Source organism: Pseudomonas sp. TAE6080 (assembly GCF_018732265.1).
Taxonomy (GTDB): Bacteria; Pseudomonadota; Gammaproteobacteria; order Pseudomonadales; family Pseudomonadaceae; genus Aquipseudomonas; species Aquipseudomonas brenneri.
Genome location: NZ_JAHIDY010000002.1, coordinates 126,022 through 148,440, shown reverse-complemented (window position 1 = coordinate 148,440; position 22,419 = coordinate 126,022). Strand labels below are relative to the sequence as shown.

Genomic DNA, 22,419 nt, shown 5'->3' with positions numbered 1-22,419 from the left:
TGCCAACTCTGTCGCTGTTGGGAGTTTTTTGAGTATTGTGGAGTAGCTTTAAATTGGTTATTCCAAATGACGGCATCGCGACTACAGTGAATATAAGATGTTGTAGAAGCCGGTTGGGCCGTCCTTTATCAAGGAAAGATCTTGATCTGTCAGGATGTTACTGAAAAATTCTTTGTTGACTGCCATTCGGCGAGAGATGATTGCTTGCAATAACTTTTTGAACACCTCTCTATCAGCGGTATGCTTTTTGAGCTTTAAAATTTCGCGAGGATTATTTTTAATGATATAAAAGGCGTAGTTCATCAATATGATGTTGGAAACAAATAAATTGTGTGTTGATTGAAGTGGGTTGACTGTATCGACGATAGCATCAAATAACGGCTGCCTATGGTGAGCGTAAGCATGCAGGAACACATCAGGATACATGAACTTGCTGTGGCAATCATTAATGTGAAAACGGTAATTCGTGCCGTCAGGTTTTGTTAGTAGTGTGACGACGCTTTTTTGATAATCTTTTAAGACACTGAAGAGTGTATTTTCTTTCCGGTCATCGGCCTTGATTGCCTGATAAGTAAGGTCAATAAGGTCTAAGAAATTCATCTGTCCAAAAGCGTCTGTACTCATTATCAGCTGATTGTTTTTAATGCTGAAGCGTTGATAAGTTTCGTTATCAATGCTGAGCTCGAAAAGCAGAAATTTGAGTATGTCGTTTCTGTGCTGTGCATTCGCATCGATATGATTATTTTTTAAAGTGATCAATTGAATCAGATAGAAAAATATAAAGTAATCTTTGTTAGTTCGTTGGCGATTGTCGATTTCAAATAGATAACCGAAGCGTGACAGTACTAACAGGAGTGCATAACAGTCCGGTTCTGTGAAACCGAGTTTCGACATGGCCTTTTCGAAGGCGCTGGCGGAAAACAGGTCATGCCAGCGGCTCACATAGAGCGTAGCCCCACTGCGCTTTCTGGCGGCGACAGAGAGCAGAGAAGGTTCGTCTTCTCGGTAAAAAACAGTACCGAACTCTGTCGGACATGGCCGGATGTTCAGGAAGTTTTCAAGCTTGTATGAAAGGAGATTGAACAGGTCCATTTTCCGCTATCCGCATGTCTTCCACTTTCCGTTCGGGCCTTTTTTCTCGACTCGAAAGGACGTAATGGTTTTATTGAATTTGTCGAGCATCCGGTTCCCGATACCTTTTGCCTTAGGTTCATTCGTTTTTGACAGCACGCCATCTTTCAGCCCTGTCTCTTTATAGTCAACGTGAGAAATATCCTTATGCTCGTTGAGCATGCTAACCCCTTCATTGTTGACTGTGGCCACTACCCGATACTGTTCCTTTCCAGGGTTGAAGCCGGGGTTGCTGTCATGATTGACCCAGACGGCTTTCTCACCCCTGATATTCGGAACCAGGCCTCCTTTGCCGCCGTTGGCAGCCTTAGAGGCGACCGTTTCGCCTTTGCCCATGTAACGAATGATTTCGTCCTCTTTCAGCCCCAGCGGATCGATCCAGGTGAATGGATTCGGTGCGTAGCGGTAAAGATTGAGGCTTCCCGTCAGTCCCAATGGGTCGGGGCTGGTGAAGCGTCCTATGTCTGGGTCATAGAAACGAAACGTGTTGTAGTGCAAGCCTGTTTCCCGGTCCAGGTACTGCCCCTGGAAACGCAGGTTCTGTTCCTCAATAAAGTAGGGCTCGCGAGTCTCATCGATTGTGTTACCCCATACTTGAAATTCTGCATGCCATAGCGGGTGACCGTCACTTTCCGTCAAGGCGTGGGGCAGCCCATTGGGATCATTATGGTAGTAACGAATTCGTTGAGTTTCACCAATACCATCGACCCTGGCCAGGGGCTCATGACCATTATTGAGGTAGAGATACAGGCTGGTCTGACTATTTTTATGCTCTTTCAATAATTGCAGGCCGTCCCAGTCGAAGCGGGTGTGGCCTATGAGCTGCCCTTTGTCGTCATGTTCGGTTTTCTCAATCCGTCGTCCCAGCGGGTCATAGCGCATTCTGACTACGCTTTCTCCCTCCGCCTTTTGCGTTCGGACTTCGATCAGGCGGTGATCAGTGTCATAGCTAAAATACTGCAAACCATGTCGTCTGCTGGATTTTTCAATCACTCTCCCGAACCCGTCGTAGCAGTACCGCTTATCCTGATAAGTCATCAGTTGGTTATGCGCTACCTGCCCTGTAGAACCGGATGAGCTGTCGAGAAGATTGGCTGCGGCATCGAAGCAAAATGATTCGTTCTGACCTTGGCGGCCTCCCTGGGTTGCACGGATCCGTCCTGTCATATCGTAGTGCAGCAGTTGGCGTTGTTGTCCTTGTGGGTTCCGTTCGAGACGTCCCACAAGATGGTCGCTGGGATCGAACTCAAAATGTATTTGTTCAGGCGTTGGCATCAAGGTCGGTAGGCTGGCATGCCGATGTTGGCGAGTGCGTAAGCGGCCGCTGCGGTCATATTCGCTTCGCGTACTGATGTGGCCTTGTGTCCGGATGACCTCTCGATACAGGCGATCATGCTCGAAGTCGCTTATTACATGGCCGTCGAGATTTATCTGATGTAAATGGCCACTGCCATAGTGCAAGCGGTTAATCCGGCGGCCATCAGGCAATTCCGTCTGGATCAGATTGCCGAGCTCATCATAGTGATGTCTCAGGTTCCCGGCGGCGCTCTTTTCTTCGGTGAGATAGCCTCGAGTGTCATAAGCGAAGCCCAATCGCTGTTGGTTGCCGTCGTTATCGATAGCTATAGCTTCGATTAATTGGTTCAACGGGCTGTAGCGGAAGCAGGACTGTCCATCTGGTGTGATTCGGGTTGTCAGTCGTCCTATCGCATCCCGTTGCAGATGCTGGACAATAGTTTTTTCAGTGGCCTGCTGACCACTTTGCATCGCCGCGATGGTCTCGACTCGGTTTACGTTATCGAGGGTATCGTACGTATAACGTTTCGCACTGCCATCAAGGTTGCTCTGTTCCGTCAACCGATCCCCATCATCCCAGGCAAACCGATAACGTTCCCCGTTCTCGTTGACCAGCGCGTGCAGCCGACCAAAGCTGTCATAGCCGAACTGCACCTGCCGACCATGGGCATCGGTGCGCTGACGGACCTGGCCGCGACGGTTGTGTTGATAGCACGTGGTGTGGCCGGCCGGATCGGTGTAAGCCGTCAGTTGGCCGCTGATATCACGCTGGTACTGCTCGCTACGTCCGTCGGGTAATTGGCTGCTGAGCAAGCGACCCAGGGCGTCATAGTGGAACTGGGTCCGTTCGCCGAGGGCGTCGGTGATGACCTGCAAAAAACCCTGCTCGTTATAGCTGAACCGCGTCGGGTAACCCGAGCAATCGATGTGTTCGACCAGTTGCCCGAACGGGTTCCAGCGCAGTTTTTTGCTTTTGCCCGTGGCATCGATGATCTCCACGACCTGGCCGTGGGCGTCATAGCGATAGCGGGTGACGTGGCCCAGCGGGTCGATGGCGACGGTGCAGTTGCCGCGTTGATCATAGCGGTAGCGCCAACTGTTGCCGGCGGCGTCGGTTTGCACCAACGGCAGGGCCCAGTGCTCCAGCCATAACGTCGAGTCGCTGCGCCCCAGGGGGTCGGTTTCGCCGATGAGGTTGCCGGCCTCGTCGTAGCTGTATTCATATCGGCCACCCTGTGGGTCGGTGGCGTTGAGCAATTGGCGCTCGTCGTTCCATTCGAACAGCCAGGTCTGGCCGAGGTTGTCGCTGTAGTGAGTGATCTGGTGCTGGCTGTTCCAGTGGCGGATGCTGACACGCTGCAAGCTGTCGGTAATACGTGTGGTGCCGGCCGGCAGGTCATAGTCGAACTGGTAAGCGTCGCCTTCGTTGGTCCAATGCTTGATCACGCGCCATTCCAGGCCATCAATCAAGGCCCATTCATAGAAACAGTGCAAGCCGCTGGGCAACTGGTGTTCCACCATGCGTTGCCCGCTGTCGTAGGCAAAGCGCCGCTGCACCTGGCCGCTGGCATCGCGCACCTCGGCCAGGCTGCCGATGGCGTCGTAAGCGTAGCTTGCGAGCACTTCACGGTATTGATCGGGGTACACGCGCTCGATGCAGGTCACATGGTGTGAATCGCGGATCAGTTCGATCTGCACCAGATCAAACGTGTCGCGCAGCCGCACCAGGCGTCCTGCGTCGTCATAATCAAGGTAGATGCGGTTGTTGTTGCGATCACCCAGTTGGCTCAAGCGCAGCAACGATGGGGTTGCGGGGGTGGGTTCAAACAAGCGGTACGTGCCGTTGTCGCTTTCGATCAACAACTGGCCGTTGCGGTTGCGCCGCACCGCGAGCCCCTCACCTGCACTGAATACTGCGCCGCCCAAGGGGATGGTGCCCATATCGATGGGGCGGCCCTGTTCGTCGGTGTAGACCAGGGTGTCGCCGCCTTCGGGATGGGGTTGGATTTCGACGCAGACCTCATACGGCACACTCCAGCCAGCGCCGAACAGACTGCCACGGCGTTCGTCGCGACTGTTGTAGAAGCGCTGCCAATCGATCGGAAACAGGCCGGGCAGGACGAAATCCAGTTCCTGGTCATCACCCAGTACCTTGGCGCCGGTAGCTGCATGCACCGGGTTCGAGGAACCCATGGCCGCGTTGGCCGCTGCGCCCATGGCGCTGCTGACGGCCATCGACGCGGCGCCGCCCGCCAGCATGCAGGGCAGTTTGCTGAAAAACTTGCCCTTGCCACCTTTGAGCATCAACAACGCTGTGACAGCCAACCCGACGCCGGGAGTCTTGCCGCTACGAATCTCGCGCACCACCACCGAGCCGCCGCCAATGGTGACATTGGAGGAGATCAGCCCGGAGGACACCACCTTCGCATCGCAGGTGCTGCGGTCACCGCTGCGTACGGCAGGCTGGCCGTTGATGGTTACCTTGTCCGAGCCTTCGGCCATGAATTGCGGTGGCATCGGAGGGTGCTTCATGCAAAGCACCAGGTCTTCCGGCTTGGTCTCCGTGCCTGGCGCAGGCGAAGCCACGGTGGGGCGCCACATCTGTGAGAAGAACTCGCCGGCCATGTCCAGGTAGCTGGCTTCTTCTTCCGGCGCCGGCATTTCCAACTCGGTGCCGGCCGGTGCGACATGCGAAACAACCGCCCCGGCCGCGCGGGCGGCGGGGATGTTATTGGTGAGCGTGTCGAGGGAGCCGGTGAGGATGTTGGCCTGCACCGTCGGCGGGAACAGCGCGTTGCCGATGCCCTCGCATAAATTGCTCAGGCCCTTGTCGGCCCCGCTCTTGCTCATCGCAAGGCCCACGACCACACCGACGACCGCACCCAGTAGAAAGCACCCCAACCCGCCCGTGACCACGGTAATCCCGGTGGCGGCAACGACCGCCGCCGTGGCCAGCGCGGTAATCGCGATGTTAGCCGCCACCTCCAGCACCCCGCCGAGGATGTCGGCCATCATCGAGGTGTGTTCCATCGCATCGCCCAGGCGGGCGGCCCATAACGCATCAGACATGCAAGTCGCTCATCAGGAAACAGCGTCAAACGACAACGAGTTTTTAATCGTCGCCCAGTGCGCCGCTTCGGCGTCGCCGAGCTTGTCGGCCTTCACATAACTCAACGCGAGCATCTTGCGTGTGCCCGGCAACACCAGGGCGAGTTGATACTGAAACACCTTGTCGTTGCCCTTGCTGAACTGGCTGCGCAGCTCGATCCCTTCGATCTCCTGGGCGGCCCCCAGGCGCACCGGCACGCTGGGTAGGCAGCGCAGGTCCTGTACTTGTTTTTCCAGGCGCTTGAGTTGGTCGTCGAAGTTGCTGTGTAAGGTTTCGCCTTCAGCCAGCAAGCTGCGGCTGACGATCAGTGACGTCCCCAGCGCCGGGAACTTGAGGATATTGATGGTCGCGTCCTGCAACTCACTGGCGGGCAGTTGAAACTGGAATTCGTTGATGCGGTACGTCATAGCAGGCAGGTCTCGTCAGGAGCTTTTGGGCGCGGGGAACGCGGCTTTGATATTGGCGTCGATGCTGGCTTTTATGCCCTGGCCATCCGGTGTGGCGCCAGGCCCGCCGCCATTGTTGAGGTGCAGCACGCCGCCAGTGTTGAGCTCGGCATCGCCACTGGCGTAGAAGCTGATCTGCACGCCGGTAAGGTTGATTTGCCCGCTGGCGTTGAGCTCCAGGATGCTTTCACCGCAGACCAGGCGCAGGTTTTCGCCGACCTCGATGACATAGCTCTGGCTGATGCTGTCGGTCTTCTTCTGGCCAACGGAAAGGATGTCTTCCTGTTTGACGATGCGCAGGCGGTTGTTGCCAATGGTCACCGTCTCGTCATGCCCAATGCTCTTGTTGCGGTCATGCCCCACCGAGTGGCTTTCATCCACTTCCACCACAATGTCCTGATTGCGCTCGGCATGGATGTACAACTGCTCCAGGCCCTTCTTGTCCTCCATGCGGATTTCATTGAAGTTCGCCGGGCTGCCGCCCTTGCTGGAACGGCTTTTCATGCCGCTCTGGGTGGCGTTTTCCGGCAGGTCGTAGGGCACCGTCTGTTCGGCGTTGTACACCCGGCCGGTAATGATCGGGCGGTCCGGGTCGCCTTCGAGGAAGCTGACAATCACTTCCTGGCCGATGCGCGGGATCTGCATCGAACCCCAGTTTTTCCCGGCCCAGGATTGCGACACGCGAATCCAGCAGGAGCTGTTTTCGTTGGATTGGTCGTGGCGGTCCCAATAGAAATGCACTTTCACCCGGCCATACTGGTCGGTCCAGATTTCCTCGCCCTTGGGCCCGACCACCAGCGCGGTCTGTGGGCCTTTGACGATAGGGCGATGGGTGTTGGCCAGCGGGCGGAAGCTCTGTTGCGCGTCGATGCAGGTCAGGCTGCTGTCGAACTGCGCCGACGCGCCGCCGCCGCCGGACTCCAGGCGTTCCTGAGTGATGTGGTAATGCGCAATGAGGATCAGGTATTCGCGGTTCTGGTCGCGCCGACTGAAGCCGGTAAGGCTGAACAGATGGCCGGCACCCAGGCCGCGTGCATTGCCGCTGAACTCAACTTGTTCGTGCAGGGTTTGCAGGGCTTCGATGCGGGTGCGTGCGTAGTGTTCGCCGTCTTCGCTTTTGACGTAGGTGCCGGGGTAATCGTACAGCGGGTAGTCGCCGGCAGTGTGCGGGCGTGGCATGGCCGAGCGTACGTCGATGCTCGCGCTGGGGCGCTGGAAATCGTAGTCGTTGAGCTCAAGGGAGCCGGATTGAACTTGCTGCGCCAAGTGCCAGTTGTGCATATGGTCGCGCTCGCGCTGCTGTTCGTCCTTGGGGTAGTAAGGCACTGAGGTGTAGCCGGGCACCGTGGAGTGAGCGCCATAGGCATCGGCCAGCACCAGCACATGGCGGTCCTGTTCGTGGCGGAAGAAGTAGTAGATGCCTTCCTGTTCCATCAGGCGGCTGACGAAATCGAAGCTGGTCTCGCGGTATTGCACGCAGTATTCCCACTCGCGATACGGCCGGCTCAGGGCGTCTTCGAAGTCGGAAAACCCCAGGTCGCGGAACACCTGCTTGATGATCTGCGGGATGCTCAGGTTCTGGAAAATCCGGCAGTCGGAGGTGCGGCTCAACAGCCACAGCCACGGGCGCAGCGTCACCTGGTAGCTGGCGAATTGGCCCTGGTCGATGTTCTGGCTGCAGCGCGCGACAATGCCATGGAAATGCCGCTCGCCGCCGTCCGCCAGTTGCAGGCCGACGCTCATCGGCTTGCCAAGCAACTGGTTGAGGTCGATGTTGGCGTCCAGCGAGTTCAGTTGCAGGTCGTAGTAGAACAGCCGCCCCAGCTCTTCGCCGCCGCCCATTTCATTGAGCAGCAGCACATCCGGCCCCAGGGGACTGGTGATCTTGGCCAGGCGTGAGGCTTGGTTGAATAGCATTGGTGATCCCGTAAATGTCGTCTTTACTGACGAAACCGAATCAACGGTGGGAGCTGCTCTATGTGGGAGCCGGGCTTGCCCGCGATGCAGGCACCTCGGTATGTCTGTCATACCGAGGTGATGCTATCGCAGGCAAGCCAGCTCCCACACTGAGCGCATTCCAGCAGTCGTTATTCGGCGTCGCTGAAGTCGTAGTGCAATTCGTTGTCCCGGCTGCTGATCCGCACCCCCGCCAGCGCCTTGCCTTCAAGCATGCGCGTGAGGAACTCGCGGCTCATGTCCGGCAGCAGGCTGTTGGTGAGGATGGTGTCGATCATCCGCCCGCCGCTTTCGGTTTCGGTGCAGCGTGAGACGATCAGGTCGATCACCGCGTCGTCGTAGTCGAACGTGACTTTGTGGGTGTTTTCCACGCGCTTCTTGATGCGGTCCAGTTGCAGGCGGGTGATCGCCTTGAGCATCACGTCGCTGAGCGGGTAATACGGAATCGTCACCAGGCGCCCGAGCAGGGCCGGCGGGAAAATCTCCAGCAGCGGCTGGCGCAGGGCCTTGGCGATTTCCTCTGGGTCGGGCACGTTTGCCGGGTTTTTGCAGACGTGGGAAATCAACTCGGTGCCGGCGTTGGTGGTCAGCAGGATCAAGGTGTTCTTGAAGTCGATCACCCGGCCTTCGCCATCCTCCATCACGCCCTTGTCGAAGACCTGGAAGAAGATCTCATGCACGTCCGGGTGGGCTTTCTCCACCTCGTCCAGCAGCACCACGCTGTAGGGTTTGCGCCGCACGGCTTCGGTCAGCACGCCGCCTTCGCCATAGCCGATATAGCCCGGTGGCGCGCCCTTGAGCGTCGACACGGTATGGGCTTCCTGGAACTCACTCATGTTGATGGTGATCACGTTCTGCTCGCCGCCGTACATGGCTTCGGCCAGGGCCAGGGCGGTTTCGGTCTTGCCCACGCCCGAGGTGCCGGCCAGCATGAAGACACCAATCGGCTTGCTCGGGTTGTCGAGGCCGGCGCGGGAGGTCTGGATGCGCTTGGCGATCATCTGCAAGGCGTGGTCCTGGCCGATGATGCGTTTTTTCAGGTGCTGGTCGAGGTTGAGCACCGTCTCCAGTTCATTGCGCGCCATGCGGCCCACCGGGATGCCGGTCCAGTCGGCGACCACCGAGGCTACGGCCTGGTAATCCACGGTCGGCAGGATCAGCGGGGTTTCACCTTGCAGGGCGCTGAGGCGCTGTTGCAGGTCCACCAGTTGTGCGCGCAATTGGTCGTTGCCGCTGTCGGCTACGCCGGCTTTCTCGCGCAGGGTCGCGCGGGCGGCGAGCAGTTCGTCGACCAGGGCTTTCTCTTCGGCCCAGCGGCTTTCCAGGGTTGCCAGGCGCTCGCGCTCGGCAGTCAGCAAGGCTTCGCTGTTGCTCTGGCGTGTGCCAATGGCGATGCCGATGGCATGCTCGCGGGCGATGATTTGCAGTTCGGTTTCCAGCGCTTCGATGCGGCGACGGCTGTCGTCCACCTCGGCTGGCACCGCGTGCAGGCTGATGGCGACGCGGGCGCAAGCGGTGTCCAGCAGGCTTACGGATTTATCCGGCAACTGGCGTGCCGGAATATAGCGGTGGGACAGCTTCACCGAGGCTTCCAGGGCTTCATCGAGGATCTGCACCTGGTGGTGCTTTTCCATGGTCGAGGCCACGCCGCGCATCATCAGCAGCGCCTTGTCTTCCGACGGCTCGGCTACTTGCACCACCTGGAAGCGCCGGGTCAGCGCCGGGTCTTTCTCGATGTGTTTCTTGTACTCGGCCCAGGTCGTGGCAGCCACGGTGCGCAAGGTGCCACGGGCCAGGGCCGGCTTGAGCAGGTTGGCCGCATCACCGGTGCCGGCGGCGCCACCGGCACCGACCAGGGTGTGGGCTTCGTCGATAAACAAGATGATTGGTTTTGGCGAGGCCTGGACGTCTTCGATGACCTGGCGCAGGCGCTGTTCGAATTCGCCTTTCATGCTGGCGCCGGCTTGCAGCAGGCCCACATCGAGGCTGCGCAACTCCACGTCCTTCAACGCAGGCGGCACGTCGCCGGCGACGATACGCAGGGCAAAACCTTCGACCACGGCGGTCTTGCCCACCCCGGCTTCACCGGTGAGGATCGGGTTGTTCTGGCGCCGACGCATCAGGATGTCCACCAGTTGGCGGATCTCTTCGTCACGCCCCACGATCGGGTCGAGCTTGCCGCTGCGCGCCTGTTCGGTCAGGTCCACGGTAAAACGCTTGAGGGCTTCCTGTTTGCCCATGGCACTCGGCGCCATGGCACCGCTGGCCTCGCCCGGCACACTGCCGGCGTTGAAACCATCACTGGCACTCAGGGCGTTTTCCGGTGAGTCGCCGACGTATTCATCAAAACGCTCGCTCAGGGCCTCGGCCTTGATCTTGTCGAATTCCGCTGACAAGCCCAGCAGCGCATGACGCAGGCTTGGCGTCTTCAGGATTCCCAGCACCAGGTAGCCGGTGCGCACCTGGCTTTCGCCAAACATCAAGCTGCCGTACACCCAGCCGCGCTCCACGGCTTCTTCCACATGGGATGACAGGTCGGTGATCGACGTCGAGCCACGGGGCAGGCGGTCGAGGGCTTCGGTAAGGTCACGGGCCAGGCGCGCCGGCTCGACGTTGAACTGGCGGATGATGCGATGCAGGTCCGAATCCTGCAGTTGCAGCAACTGGTGGAACCAGTGGGCCAGCTCCACATAGGGGTTACCGCGCAATTTGCAGAACACCGTGGCGGCTTCGATGGCTTTGTAGGCCACGCTGTTGAGTTTGCCGAACAGCGCGGCGCGACTGATTTCAACCATGCTCTGGATTCCTTGAGGTGGTGGCCTGATCGGCGTAATGCCGGGCCAGGATTAGGTCGTTGGCGTCCTGCCCGGGTTGGCCGAGCCAGGTGTTGAAACCCAACCGGAACTGCCCGTTGAGCTGCAACGGTGGCACTTGCGGTTGTTGGAGAATCAGGTTCAGGTCCCAGTCCAGTTCATGGCCCAGGTATTCGGCGACCCAGGCCACCAGCTCATTGAACGGCTGGCTGCCGGGCAGCATGCCCATGTAGTCGTCGAGCTTCAGCGGCCCCAGGCGGATGCGGAATTTGTGCTGGCGATCCCACACATGGCTGCCCAGGCAGAAGTCCACACCCAGTTGATTGGCACTGACGCTGACCCGGCTGCGCTCGGGCAGCTCCAGCCATTGGCCGACGTACTCTTCAATCTCCACCGGCAGGCCGAAATACTCGCCGAGAATCGCCTTCAAGCCGTCCGGGTAGCGGGTTTGCGCCGAGAGGTGGCCGCTGTAGTGCAGTTTTGCCGTGTCGGGGATCAGGCCCTGGTCGAGCAGGCTGGGCATGCCGCGACCACTGAGCGCCGCGAGGCGGGCGGACCAGTAATCATCGTCGGGCCGATCATGGCTGACGGTCGGCCGCGCCTCGGCCCAGGCCCGGTAGAACAGAGTCAGCAGGCGATGGTGGAACACATCCAGGAAGCGCTTGCTGGTGCTGTCGGCGTTGTTGCGCTGGCGTTCGCGCACGTACTCGGTGATGTGCAGCGGCAGCGGGCCGTTGGGGCCGCCGAGGCCGAAAAAGAACTGCTCCAGGCGCGCAGGCGTGCCGTCGCTGCCGGGATCCACCGACGCCAGGGTGGCCGGCGCGAAGGTGCAGTCAGCCCGCTGCCCGAGGCGCAGCGGATCATCGGCCAGGCGCAGGGAATGCCCCAGGCGCGGCAGTTGGGGCGATTCGCACTCGATACGGCGCAGGGCCTGGAAGAAGTCATATTCCCAGGGCTCCTGATGCATCGCATCCAGGGTACTCACAGGGTCGGACGCCGTCCGGGCTTGGCTTTCCATCGCATGATCTCGCCGCGTTCGGTGGTACGAATCACCGTCTCGGTAAAACTGTTGATCGACACGTAACGCGCCAGGAAGCGTTCCAGCACTGCGCCGAGCAGGAACACGCCGGTGCCGCGGAACGCGTTTTCATCAAATTCCAGGGTGATTTCCAGGCCCCGGCCAAACACGATCGGACCGGGCATCGGCAGGCGCCGGGTCACCGCTTTGCTGCTGACCTCGCGCAGGCCTTCGATCTGCAATTGCAGGGCGGCGTCGTTGCTGTCGCCATACAGGCGCAGCAGCTCACGCAACGCGGCGGCGCCCTGGCCCTCGCTCAGGGACAGGTAGTTGAGCGACAACTGGCTGATCAGGCGCCAGGCCTTGGCATCGTGGGCGTGGCTGGCGCGCGGCCGGCTGGGACCGGCCACGCAGCGCACCGCCATTACCGGGGCACTATCGGCCAGGGTGAAGTCGGTCTTGCCGTTGCCCACGCTCATGAACAACGGCAGGTCGCGGTTGGTGCACAGCGCGGTCACGCCCAATTGACGCAGGTCGTGGCGGTAGGGCGCCTGCTGGCTGTCTACCAGGCTGACAAAGGTCTCGCTGCCCACGTAAGTGGAGCGCGGACCATTGCGCCGCTGGTCGCTGGACAGCACTCGCGGCTCGCGGCGCACGCTGTAGTAAGTCTGGTCGCGGCCGTAGCGCGACGGATCACGCACGGCGTAGAACGGCAAAAAGGGTTGCTCCGGCCCGGTGCCGTGGCCGGTGATGGCGCTCAGGGAGTGAATCTCAAAATCCATGGGCCGGGTGCGGTCGGCAATCACATGGTGTTCGTTGACCCGTTCGGACAAGTGAATGCGGTCCACCCGCTTGGGGAACAGGTTGATCGCCGGGGTGCAGAAGGGCACGAACTGCGCGGCGCCAACACTGCCTTCCAGGCTCGGATCGTGGCGGTCGAACAGCACGATCAGCTCCAGCTCCTGGCCATCGCAGCGTTGTACGGCGCGGCTCAGCTCGGTGAACTCGACGAACAGGTAGCGATGGGGCAGGGCGAAGTATTCCTGCAGCAAGCGGTAACCCTGGAAGGCTCGCGGTACCACCGGCATCGCCGCATCGGCGTCGTCGAACCCGCGCGAGCGCAGCGCGTCCTGCGGTAGGCGTTCCACCCAGTCACTGCCGGGCTGGCGCGCAAACACCGCGCAGACATTGCCCAACAATTGCTCATAGAGGCGGAACGGCTGCTCATCGGCGCCGCTCAGGTACAGCGGCAGATTGTCCAGGGCCAGGCTGTTGAAGGGCAGCTCGGCGCCGGTGCGCAGGGTCAGGCGCAGCCCGGCCTTGGCCTTGGGCTCACTGGCGGCCAGGCGCCCGAGCACGGCGGACGGGTTGCCGAAGTAATCGGCCTGGCTGACCTGTAACGGCCACAGCATCACCGGGTGGGCGGTGCGGTACTCGCAGCAGGTCTGGGTTTCGCGGCCAAGGGCTGCGCGCAGCACGGTGTCGCGGGGCAGTGGAAAGCCGCTGGCCAGCGAGCCTTCATCAGGATCGGCCTGCAACTGCACCACGGTCATCGACGGGGTCGGCGCCAGGTAGTGCGGGTAGGCGATTTCCAGCAGGTTATGGGTGAAGGTCGGGTACTCGGCATCGAGCTTGAGTTGCACCCGGGCGGTGAGATAAGCAAAGCCTTCGAGCAGGCGCTCGACGTACGGGTCGGCGCAGTCCATGCCGGACAGGGTCAGCCGACTGGCGATCTTCGGGTATTCCTTGGCGAACTCCGCGGCGCTCTCGCGCACGTGGTGCAGTTCCTGGTTGTACAGCTCCAGCAGGCGCGGGTTCATGGGCGCCTCCGCTGGTCGGCGTTGACCACGCGCACATGGCCAGACTCCAGGTCCAGGTCGGTCTGCAGCAGCAGGCGCAAGGGCACGGGCTGCGCCCATAGGTCGCCTTCGATCTCGAAACTCAAGGCATTGTGGTTCATCTCGCCATGGGCCACACGCGCCTTGACCCGCAGGGTGTGGCGCAGGATGCGCGGCTCAAAGGTGGCGATCGCCTGGTAGATCAAGGCCTCCAGGGCATTGATATCGACGCTCGAGGCACTGTTGCCCGCCAGCGCCGGCAGGCCGTAATTGACTACCGACGTCCCGGCCGGGGTGTGCAGCGTGGCATCGGCATTGAGCAGCGACGTGGTATTGAGCAGCCACGCCAGGTCCCGCAGCACCGAGGCTTTGAGCTGGGTCAGGGACAGCACGCGCTTGTCCGCGCTTTCCTTGGGATTGCTCGGCTCATCGTCGGTCAACCGGTCCAAAAGGGACGGTTGCAGACGGTCGCGGGTGGCGATTTCGGTTACCACGTAAAGGGCGCTACATACATTTTTTGGTCGCCACCCGAGCCGCAGGCCGCAAAGGTGCTAACTGCCCCCGCCTCAAAAATCCCTTGATACTGGCGAACAGCTTGCATCTTGCTGAGGCAGTCATGGCTGGGCGCGGGCATATGCTCGCTACGCCAGACTGCAAAAATCGGGGTGTTGTTGAACGTCTCTACGCGTAGCTTCTGCTGTGCATCCAGGCTGAAGCTGCAAGGCCACTCCATGTCTAACTGCATGCGAGTCTGGTCGGGCTTGACCAGCGTGCAGCGACCTCGATCATCTACCAGGCTCAGGGGCTGGTCGACAAACATCGCTTGTGTGGCAGCGGTTGGTGTTGGTACGTCTTCCGCCGCGCACGCACTCAGGCTTACAAGGCTCGCGGCCAGGGCCGCAAAAACAAAAGGCCTACGCATTACAAAAGCTCCCAGAACCAGATTTCCTTGGCACTTGAGGACAGGTCACCGCTCTTGGTCAGGCCACGGTTCCACAGGTCGATATGGTCGCCAGTGGGCTGGCCAGCCCGATCAGTATTGGTCTGGTAGCAGTCCTTGAAGAAAATGATGCCGGTCTTGCCCCGCAATATGGCGCGGTCGGCCACGCTAGTGGTATAGGTCTTTGGTGGGCTGAGCTGGCGTTTTTTCGACAGCCAGTGCGCCAGCGATTCAGCGCCTCGGGCGTGTCCATGCGCACAGAGTGGGCCGAGGTTATAGGTCGACGAGTTGACCGGTAGCGTGCGTTCGCCGCACAGCGCGATGCTCACGCGAATGGCGCACTGGTTTGCCCAGCCATCGTTGCACGCGGGGTCGGAATAGGTGTAGCGCGGATAGCTGTTCCACAAATTAATAAACGAAGGTTTGGCCATGACTCAGATACCGAAAAGAGGAAGGTCGAAATTCGAGCAAGCACCAAAAACCCCCGGCGCGCTGCGCCAGGGGTCTTCGTATCAACGCTTGGTGTTGGAACGGATATTCCAGCCGAACTTGATCGGGCCGCCGTCCTTGGTGCCGTCGGCTTTCTGCGGCTGGTAGTCGACCATCACCTGGGCAAAGTTCAGGGTGACGTTTTCGGTCAGGCGATCATCGCTGCCCGAGCCGCCGGTGCTCAGGGACGTGATCAGCACTTCTTCAAGGTTGATGATCATGTACTCGACCTGGCTCTCGCCGCCGGCCTTGCGCACGGTCAGCTTGACCTTGTCGATGTGCTTGCCGCTGGCGCAATGCATCATCAGGTTGGGCGAAGCCTTGTCGACGTACTTGGTCAGCGACAGGTCCTGGATGTTCACCTTGCCCGCGCCGCCGCCGCTGCCAACGTGCATGTTGCCGGACTGGGCCATGCCCCAGCTCCAGTTCAGCACGTCGATTTCGTCCTTGTGGGCCTTGTCCATGGACTCGCCCTTGATGTCGCCGATCTTGATGAAAATATCAACAGCCATGTTTTCTCCCTGTGTGGCTCGGGCCACTCGATTTGGTTTTTGTGGGAGCGGGCTTGCTCGCGAATGCGGTGGGTCAGGCAATTCATATGCTGACTGATACACCGCATTCGCGAGCAAGCCCGCTCCCACATTGGAGCGAGGTCAACCGTTAGTTAGGCGCTTTTTGCCGAAGGCAGTTTCGATACCAGGCGCAGCGACACAGTCAGCCCTTCGAGCTGGTAGTGCGGACGCAGGTAGAACTTGGAGTTGTAGTACCCCGGGTTGCCTTCGACGTCTTCCACGATCACCTCGGCGGCAGCCAATGGGTGCTGGGCCTTGGTGGTTTCGGTGGAGTGCGCAGGATCCCCGTCGACGTAGTTGAGGATCCAGTCCTGCAACCAGCGCTGCATCTCGTCCTTCTCTTTGAAGGAACCGATCTTGTCGCGCACGATGCACTTCAAGTAGTGGGCGAAACGGCAGGTGGCGAACAGGTACGGCAGGCGCGCGGCCAGGTTGGCGTTGGCGGTGGCGTCCGGGTCGTCGTATTCGGCCGGTTTCTGCAACGACTGGGCGCCGATGAACGCGGCGAAGTCGGTGTTTTTCTTGTGCAGCAGCGGCATGAAACCGTTCTTCGCCAGCTCCGCTTCACGGCGGTCGCTGATGGCGATTTCGGTCGGGCACTTCATGTCCACGCCACCGTCATCGGTCGGGAACGTATGGGCTGGCAGGTTTTCCACCTCGCCGCCGGACTCCACGCCACGAATGCGCGAGCACCAGCCGAAGTGTTTGAACGAACGGTTGATGTTCACCGCCATCGCGTACGCGGCGTTGGCCCAGGTGTACTTGGAGCTGTCGGCGCCGTCGGTGTTTTCTTCGAAGGCGAAGGCTTCCACCGGGTCGGTCTTGGCGCCATACGGCAGGCGCGCCAGGAAACGCGGCATGGTCAGGCCGATGTAGCGCGAGTCTTCTGACTCACGCAGCGAACGCCAGCCGGCGTATTCCGGGGTGGTGAAGATCTTGGTCAGGTCGCGCGGGTTCGACAGTTCCTGCCATGAGCCCATGCCCATCACGGTCGGTGAAGCGGCGGCAATGAATGGTGAGTGCATGGCGGCGCAGACTTTCGACAGCTCGCCCAGCAGCTCCACATCCGGAGGCGACTGGTCGAAGTAGTAATCGCCCACCAGGCAACCGTAAGGTTCGCCGCCGAACTGGCCGTACTCTTCCTCGTACATCTTCTTGAAGATCGGGCTTTGGTCCCACGCGGTGCCCTTGAATTTTTTCAAGGTCTTGTGCAGGTCATTTTTCGAGATATTGAGCACGCGAATCTTCAGCTGCTCATCGCTCTCGGTGTTGTTGACCAGGTAGTGCAGGCCGCGCCAGGCGCTTTCCAGCTGCTGGAAATCCGGATGGTGGATGACCTGGTTGACCTGGGCGGTGAGCTTGGCGTCGATGGCGGCGATGATCGATTCGATCGACTTGATCGCGTCGTTGGACACCAGGTCCGTCTGCGCCAGGGCCTGCTCGGCCAGGGTTCGCACGGCGGTCTCGACGGCTTCGCGAGCACGCTCGGTCTTGGGCTTGAATTCTTGCAGCAGCAGGTTTGCAAACTCGCTGGCTTCTTGGGTGGCACCCAGGTTCTGAGCGCCTTCGCGGGCGGTATTGTCGGTCATGATTACTGGTCCCCAGCAGGTTTCGGCGCGCTCGCAAGGGCCTGCAGCAATGCCGGGTCCTTGATTGCCTTCATGATGATTTCTTCAGCGCCGGTCTTGCCGTCCATGTAGGTCAGCAGGTTCGCCAGCTGGGTGCGGGCTTCGAGCAACTGGTTCAGCGAGTCGACCTTGCGCGCCACGGCCGCCGGGCTGAAGTCGTCCATGCTTTCGAAGGTGATATCCAGGCTCAGGTTGCCTTCGCCTGTCAGCTCGTTGGGTACGTGGAAGGCCACGCGCGGCTGCATGGCCTTGAGGCGCGAGTCGAAGTTGTCGACGTCCACTTCAAGGAACTTGCGATCAGCCACCGGCGCCAGAGGCTCGGCAGGCTTGCCGGCGAGGTCGGCCATCACACCCATCACGAAGGGCAACTGGACCTTTTTCTCGGCGCCGTAAAGCTCGACGTCGTACTCGATCTGCACCCGAGGCGCGCGGTTGCGCGCGATGAATTTCTGAGAACTTTGCTTCGCCACGTTGCTGCTCCTGGTCGCTTGAGCGACGGTGTTGTTACTGCAAAGCCTGGCGACTTACTCGCCGTCCGGGCCGCGCAGGTTTTCAAATTGGGACATGCCGTCGGGAATCAGATTGCGCACGATGGCTGCAAAATCGGCGTGCACCAGGTTTTTTGCCCGGCTCAACAGCACCGGCAGCGGGCTCGAAGGCTCGTGCCGGGTGTAGTACGCAAGGATTCGGTCGAGGTCGCGCAGCACTTCTTCGCGGCTGGCGATCTCGCCCGTGTTACGGGGTACGGCAGGGGCGCCAGCGTGTTCGACCGAGGCGTGGCTGTCGTCACTGACAACCTCGGGTTCACGGCTGTCGCCGCTCTGCGCAGCGAACTGGCTGAAAATCTGCAGGGCCTGCTTGAGCGGATGCTTCAGCGCGCCGAGGTCCACGCCCTGGGCGGAACCGACTTGCTCGCTGACGTATTGTTCAATGGTTTCACAGGCCGCACGGGCCTCGACGAGGGCGGCGTGGGTGGCTTGCAGCTGTTCTGGATCGCTGTCGAGGAAGGCTGCGGCCAGTTGTTCAGTACCGAGATTTTCCCCGGGAAAGCTTTGCAGGCCGCTGGCATTCAGGGCGCCACGCAGGCTCACGGGGCCGAAGGCGCGCGAGCGTGCGAGGACGCTTTCGCGCAGCAGGCGGATGTTCGTGTCGCAGGTCAATCCGGTGAGGGCGTTGATGCGTACGGTGGGGTCGTTGTCATCATCGGCATCCAGGCGCGGATGCAGGTTGGCCCAGTATTGCTGGAGCAGTTCGCTGATCAGGGTCAGGGCACTGGCCAGCCCAGCAACGCCTTGCAGGGCGAGGGAACTTTGCAGCAGGAAATGGCTGATGCGCAGGTCTTTGCTGCGTTGCAGCAGGTCCAGGCTTTGTTGCTGGATACTGCGCCACTCGGGTGGTTCGGCGGGCAAAATAGCGTCGCCCATGCTGCGCTCGGGTTGACCCTGGGCAGCACGTTCCAAGTGCAGGAAATCCGCGTCATATTCCAAGTCTTCGCCACACGGCGAAGTCGCAGAAACAGCGGTGAGCAGCAACGGCACATCCACTAAATTCGATCTCCATATCGGCCCTTTAGTCTCGGGCAGCTCATGCGTTAGTTGCGCAGCTAGTTGCGCTTTTTATCGGCATGTTTTCTTGTTTCAGTCGCGCATTGATTTCAATGTGCCACTACTTATCTTCAAGAAGTTGTGCATTTTTGGTGTAGTAGTTAGGCGTTGTCAAGGTAAGCTATTCGTTCTGTGTGACAGATGTGCGGTGTTTAACAACCTGTGCGACCCATGAGTCAAAGTCGGCACCGTCTGAGGATTATTGTCACATTGTCCGGTTAAAATCAGCGAACATGCTGGTAAAAGCAGGCTTATAAGGTTGTTTAAAGGATTTGCCGAGAAGCACTTGGGAAGGATTTTCCCTTGGGTCGGTCGCGCACGAGGTTCAGCAAGGAGGCAAGATGTCGCTGTGTTTGACTATCACTAGTTATCACAAGATCACCCCAGGTCAATGTCCGGAAAAGTCCATGGATAATGGAGTGATGGCAATTGGCCGCTCTAACGAAAATGACTGGATCTTGCCTGATCCAGAGCGTTTGGTCTCCGCGCAACATTGCGTCATTCAATACAAGGATGGCCGTTACTATCTAACCGATAACAGCACTAATGGTGTGGAATTGGTTAACGCTGGTATTCGCCTGCGCCGGGGAAACAGTGAGCCACTACAGGATGGCGAGTTGATCCGTATTGGTGATTACGAGATCCAGGCCCGTATCGACTCCGGCGTGAAAGTCACAGACAGCTCACCGTTTGCCGGCGGGGACTCCAACAGTTTCGAAGCCCTGATGGGGCGCCAGGGCGCCGTCGTGAATGCGCCACTGCCCACTCCGGTAATCGCGCCACAGTTCCAGGGCGCGTCGGCGATGGACACCCTGCCGGACCTGTTCGATTTTCTCACCCCAACCGCTGTTCCACCGCCGACCCAGCCCGATCATGTGCCGGCCGAGCAGCACGACTTTCGCCCGCCGACACCCGTGGCCGAGCCGCCCGCACCGGTGATGTCAGGCTCGGTGATTCCAGAAGACTGGGACCTGCTTGGTGAAGCACCGGCGCCGGTGATCAGCCCGCCGACGCCTGTTGTCGTGCCTGAGCCACCCAGTGCACTGCCTGTGGTTGAGCCGCCGCTCGCCGTGGCAGATGCCGCCCAACCCGATTTGCTGCAAGCCTTCCTGCGCGGTGCCGGCCTGGATCAACTGCGCCTGGACAAGGCCCAGGCCGAGGTGCAGATGGAAAGCATCGGCCGCAGCTACCGGCTGATGGTTGAAGGCTTGATCGACGTATTGCGTGCACGCAGCAGCCTCAAGGGCGAGTTCCGCATGCAGCAGACGACGATCCAGCCGGTGGAAAACAATCCGTTGAAATTCGCCCCCAATGCCGACGAAGCGTTACTGCTGCTGCTTCGCCACGGCAACCAGGCGTTTATGGCGCCGGACCTGGCTGTGCGCGACAGTTTCGACGACCTGCGTGCTCACCAACTGGCGGTGATGGCCGGCGTCGAGGCGGCTATCAAACACCTGCTGGCGCGTTTTGAACCGGCGCAGTTGGAAGAACGCATGGGCAAGCCCGGCGGGTTGTCGAGCCTGTTCAACGGTTCGCGCCAGGCCCAGTACTGGCAACAGTTCACTGAGCTCTACAACAGCATTTCCCGCGAGGCCCAGGAGGATTTCCAGGACCTGTTCGGCCGTGAGTTCAGCCGGGCCTATGAAGCACACAGCGCACGACAGCGGCGCTGAAACTGGAACAACGGACAGCCACATACGTCATTGAGGACGCAGGATGATTTCCAGGTTTTTACTCGCTACCGCCAGCCTGTTGCTGCTGACGGCTTGTGCCAAGGATGCCGCGCCACCCCAGGCGCCAGAGACACCCATCGACGCTACCCGCGTCGAGTTGCACTTCCATGCCATCAGCGGCCTCAACCCTGGCACCACGGGCCAGCCAGCACCGGTGCGGGTGCGGATTTTCGAGCTGAAAAACGCCGCGACCTTCAGCCGTGCCGATTACTTCGCCCTGGCGGATCGCGCCCAGCCGACCCTCGGCCTGGACCTGCTGGACCAGGATGAAGTGGTGATCCAGCCCGGCCAGCAAGTGAGCATCCAGCGCGATCTCGACCCGGCCACCCGGCAGATCGGCCTGCTGGTGGGCTATCGCGAATTGGACCGCGCGCAATGGCGCACGGTCCTCAGCGTGCCGCCACGCCAGGTCAGCGAATACCAGATCAGCCTTGATGTGCGCGCCGTACGTGCGCACCTCAGTGTTACCCCATCCAGCCCTGCCCAATAAGAAGCAATCGGAGCCCCCATGTCCTGGAACAATCGCGTGGTCTGGTCGGAAGGCATGTTCATCGGAACGCAGCACTTCCAGCAGCATGACCGTTACCTGGAAAACCTGATCGATGCCCGCAGTCGCCCGCTGTCGGCCGGCGCCTGGGGGTTTTCCGAGTTGCTGATCGACCAGGGCCTGCTGGCCCAGGGCAAGCTGGCCATTGTCTCGGCGCGGGGCCTGTTGCCCGATGGCACGCCGTTCAACATTCCCCAGGACGACCTGGCGCCAAGCCCGCTGAATATCGATGACAACCTGCGTGATGGCCTGGTTTACCTGGCCTTGCCCCTCAAGCGCGCCGGTGCCCGCGACACCGTAGACGAAGGCGAGGCCCTGGGTGCCGCGCGTTACCTGAGCCAGGTGCGTGAGGTGCGCGATGACAACGCACCTTTCGAAAACCGCGCCCCGGTGGCCGTTGGCTCGCGCGCCTTGCGCTTGCTGACCGCCGCCGATGGCATCAGTGACTACGCCGCCATCGGCCTGGTCCGCATCAAGGAAAAACGCGCCGACCGCGCCCTGGTGTTGGATGACAGTTACATCCCGCCGGTACTGGACGTGGCGGCGAGCAAGCCGCTGACGGCGTTTCGCAGCGAATTGCTGGGCCTGTTGCACCAGCGCGGCGAAGCCCTGGCCGGACGCGTGGTGGCTTCGGGTGCCGGTGGTGCTTCGGAGATTGCCGACTTCATGCTGCTGCAACTGGTCAACCGCGCCCAGCCGCTGATCCAGCACCTGAGCCAGTTGAGCCCGCTGCACCCGGAGCGTTTCTTCAGTGAACTGGTAAGCCTGGCCGGCGAGTTCTCGACGTTCTCCACCTCAGGGCGGCGCCCTGAGGAATACCCGCGCTATCAGCATGACGACCTGGCGCTGAGCTTCACCCCGGTGATGCAGGCCTTGCGCGAAGCGCTGTCGATGTTGATCGACAGCAAGGCCACGCCGATCCCGATTGTCGAGAAAGCCTACGGCGTGCACGTGGCGATGCTGGCGGATAAAACCCTGATCGACAGCGCCAGCTTCATCCTTGTGGTACGTGCCGATGTGCCGGGCGAAACCCTGCGCGCGCGCTTCGGCCAGCAGAGCAAGGTTGGTTCGGTGGAACACATCCGTGACCTGGTCAACCTGCAACTGCCAGGCATCGGCCTGCTACCGCTGCCGGTGGCGCCACGGCAGATCCCGTACCACGCAGGCTCCACCTACTACGAACTGGATCGCGGCAGCGAGCACTGGCAGCAACTGATCCACTCCGGCGGTTTTGCCTTCCACATCGCCGGGCAATTCCCGGGCTTGAACCTGGCCTTCTGGGCGATCCGAGGATAATCC

17 protein-coding genes are annotated in these 22,419 nt (G+C 60.3%); 3 read left to right on the top strand and 14 right to left on the bottom strand.

Going from position 1 to position 22,419, the window contains the following annotated elements:
- Positions 1-81: 81 nt before the first annotated feature.
- The 14 genes from KL786_RS03075 to tssA all read right to left on the bottom strand — a co-directional run bounded on the left by KL786_RS03075 (position 82) and on the right by tssA (position 18,780).
- The gene (locus KL786_RS03075; protein ID WP_215516697.1) at positions 82-1,092 is read right to left on the bottom strand and encodes a hypothetical protein; all 1,011 of its coding nucleotides are present in this window, start codon (positions 1,090-1,092) and stop codon (positions 82-84) included.
- Positions 1,093-1,098: 6 nt separating this feature from the next.
- Positions 1,099-5,496: an RHS repeat-associated core domain-containing protein gene (locus KL786_RS03070; protein WP_215516696.1), complete on the bottom strand. Its 4,398-nt coding sequence runs from the start codon at positions 5,494-5,496 to the stop codon at positions 1,099-1,101.
- A gap of 12 nt (positions 5,497-5,508) precedes the next feature.
- Positions 5,509-5,943 carry a DcrB-related protein gene (locus KL786_RS03065; protein ID WP_215516695.1) on the bottom strand — a complete coding sequence of 145 codons (435 nt, stop codon included), beginning with the start codon at positions 5,941-5,943 and terminating at the stop codon, positions 5,509-5,511.
- A gap of 15 nt (positions 5,944-5,958) precedes the next feature.
- A complete protein-coding gene (locus tag KL786_RS03060; protein WP_215516694.1) occupies positions 5,959-7,899 on the bottom strand; it encodes a type VI secretion system Vgr family protein in 1,941 nt (646 codons plus the stop codon).
- Between the two features lie 170 nt (positions 7,900-8,069).
- Positions 8,070-10,733: a type VI secretion system ATPase TssH gene (tssH, locus tag KL786_RS03055; protein ID WP_215516693.1), complete on the bottom strand. Its 2,664-nt coding sequence runs from the start codon at positions 10,731-10,733 to the stop codon at positions 8,070-8,072.
- Positions 10,726-11,769 carry a type VI secretion system baseplate subunit TssG gene (gene tssG / locus KL786_RS03050; protein ID WP_215516692.1) on the bottom strand — a complete coding sequence of 348 codons (1,044 nt, stop codon included), beginning with the start codon at positions 11,767-11,769 and terminating at the stop codon, positions 10,726-10,728. Before tssG ends, tssH begins: the two co-directional genes overlap by 8 nt.
- Positions 11,733-13,589, bottom strand: coding sequence for a type VI secretion system baseplate subunit TssF (gene tssF, locus KL786_RS03045; RefSeq protein WP_215516691.1), 1,857 nt, complete (start codon positions 13,587-13,589; stop codon positions 11,733-11,735). The genes tssG and tssF overlap by 37 nt, the downstream gene beginning before the upstream one ends.
- Positions 13,586-14,101: a type VI secretion system baseplate subunit TssE gene (gene tssE, locus KL786_RS03040; RefSeq protein ID WP_032856764.1), complete on the bottom strand. Its 516-nt coding sequence runs from the start codon at positions 14,099-14,101 to the stop codon at positions 13,586-13,588. Before tssE ends, tssF begins: the two co-directional genes overlap by 4 nt.
- Positions 14,095-14,529: a hypothetical protein gene (locus tag KL786_RS03035; RefSeq protein WP_215516690.1), complete on the bottom strand. Its 435-nt coding sequence runs from the start codon at positions 14,527-14,529 to the stop codon at positions 14,095-14,097. The genes tssE and KL786_RS03035 overlap by 7 nt, the downstream gene beginning before the upstream one ends.
- On the bottom strand, positions 14,529-14,978 hold the full coding sequence (locus KL786_RS03030; RefSeq protein WP_215516689.1) for a type VI secretion system amidase effector protein Tae4: 450 nt from the start codon (positions 14,976-14,978) through the stop codon (positions 14,529-14,531). Before KL786_RS03030 ends, KL786_RS03035 begins: the two co-directional genes overlap by 1 nt.
- An 81-nt stretch (positions 14,979-15,059) precedes the next feature.
- A complete protein-coding gene (locus KL786_RS03025) occupies positions 15,060-15,548 on the bottom strand; it encodes an Hcp family type VI secretion system effector (protein ID WP_029289879.1) in 489 nt (162 codons plus the stop codon).
- A 152-nt stretch (positions 15,549-15,700) separates the two neighbouring features.
- The gene (tssC, locus tag KL786_RS03020) at positions 15,701-17,197 is read right to left on the bottom strand and encodes a type VI secretion system contractile sheath large subunit (RefSeq protein ID WP_032856774.1); all 1,497 of its coding nucleotides are present in this window, start codon (positions 17,195-17,197) and stop codon (positions 15,701-15,703) included.
- Between the two features lie 2 nt (positions 17,198-17,199).
- Positions 17,200-17,706 carry a type VI secretion system contractile sheath small subunit gene (gene tssB, locus KL786_RS03015; RefSeq protein WP_010207547.1) on the bottom strand — a complete coding sequence of 169 codons (507 nt, stop codon included), beginning with the start codon at positions 17,704-17,706 and terminating at the stop codon, positions 17,200-17,202.
- Positions 17,707-17,760: 54 nt separating this feature from the next.
- Entirely contained in the window at positions 17,761-18,780 is a 1,020-nt protein-coding gene (gene tssA / locus KL786_RS03010) for a type VI secretion system protein TssA (RefSeq protein ID WP_215516688.1), read from the bottom strand.
- A 401-nt stretch (positions 18,781-19,181) separates the two neighbouring features.
- Between tssA and tagH the strand changes: the two genes are divergently transcribed.
- From tagH to tssK, 3 genes are read left to right on the top strand one after another with little or no spacing between them, the layout of a single operon-like run.
- Positions 19,182-20,513 (top strand): type VI secretion system-associated FHA domain protein TagH, encoded by a 1,332-nt coding sequence (tagH, locus tag KL786_RS03005; RefSeq protein WP_215516687.1) that lies wholly within the window; start codon positions 19,182-19,184, stop codon positions 20,511-20,513.
- 43 nt (positions 20,514-20,556) lie between these two features.
- Complete coding sequence (tssJ, locus tag KL786_RS03000) at positions 20,557-21,063, top strand: type VI secretion system lipoprotein TssJ (RefSeq protein WP_215516686.1); 507 nt, start codon at positions 20,557-20,559, stop codon at positions 21,061-21,063.
- A gap of 18 nt (positions 21,064-21,081) precedes the next feature.
- On the top strand, positions 21,082-22,416 hold the full coding sequence (gene tssK / locus KL786_RS02995) for a type VI secretion system baseplate subunit TssK (protein WP_215516685.1): 1,335 nt from the start codon (positions 21,082-21,084) through the stop codon (positions 22,414-22,416).
- The last annotated feature ends 3 nt before the right edge of the window (positions 22,417-22,419 follow it).

Bases quoted from the DNA above. Each gene is read 5' to 3' on its own strand.
- tssH (WP_215516693.1), bottom strand. From the start codon at position 10,733: ATGGTTGAAATCAGTCGCGCCGCGCTGTTCGGCAAACTCAACAGCGTG.
- tssJ (WP_215516686.1), top strand. From the start codon at position 20,557: ATGATTTCCAGGTTTTTACTCGCTACCGCCAGCCTGTTGCTGCTGACG.
- KL786_RS03060 (WP_215516694.1), bottom strand. From the start codon at position 7,899: ATGCTATTCAACCAAGCCTCACGCCTGGCCAAGATCACCAGTCCCCTG.
- KL786_RS03025 (WP_029289879.1), bottom strand. From the start codon at position 15,548: ATGGCTGTTGATATTTTCATCAAGATCGGCGACATCAAGGGCGAGTCC.
- KL786_RS03070 (WP_215516696.1), bottom strand. From the start codon at position 5,496: ATGTCTGATGCGTTATGGGCCGCCCGCCTGGGCGATGCGATGGAACAC.
- tssK (WP_215516685.1), top strand. From the start codon at position 21,082: ATGTCCTGGAACAATCGCGTGGTCTGGTCGGAAGGCATGTTCATCGGA.
- tssC (WP_032856774.1), bottom strand. From the start codon at position 17,197: ATGACCGACAATACCGCCCGCGAAGGCGCTCAGAACCTGGGTGCCACC.
- KL786_RS03075 (WP_215516697.1), bottom strand. From the start codon at position 1,092: ATGGACCTGTTCAATCTCCTTTCATACAAGCTTGAAAACTTCCTGAAC.
- KL786_RS03065 (WP_215516695.1), bottom strand. From the start codon at position 5,943: ATGACGTACCGCATCAACGAATTCCAGTTTCAACTGCCCGCCAGTGAG.
- KL786_RS03030 (WP_215516689.1), bottom strand. From the start codon at position 14,978: ATGGCCAAACCTTCGTTTATTAATTTGTGGAACAGCTATCCGCGCTAC.
- KL786_RS03035 (WP_215516690.1), bottom strand. From the start codon at position 14,529: ATGCGTAGGCCTTTTGTTTTTGCGGCCCTGGCCGCGAGCCTTGTAAGC.
- tagH (WP_215516687.1), top strand. From the start codon at position 19,182: ATGTCGCTGTGTTTGACTATCACTAGTTATCACAAGATCACCCCAGGT.
- tssF (WP_215516691.1), bottom strand. From the start codon at position 13,589: ATGAACCCGCGCCTGCTGGAGCTGTACAACCAGGAACTGCACCACGTG.
- tssG (WP_215516692.1), bottom strand. From the start codon at position 11,769: ATGGAAAGCCAAGCCCGGACGGCGTCCGACCCTGTGAGTACCCTGGAT.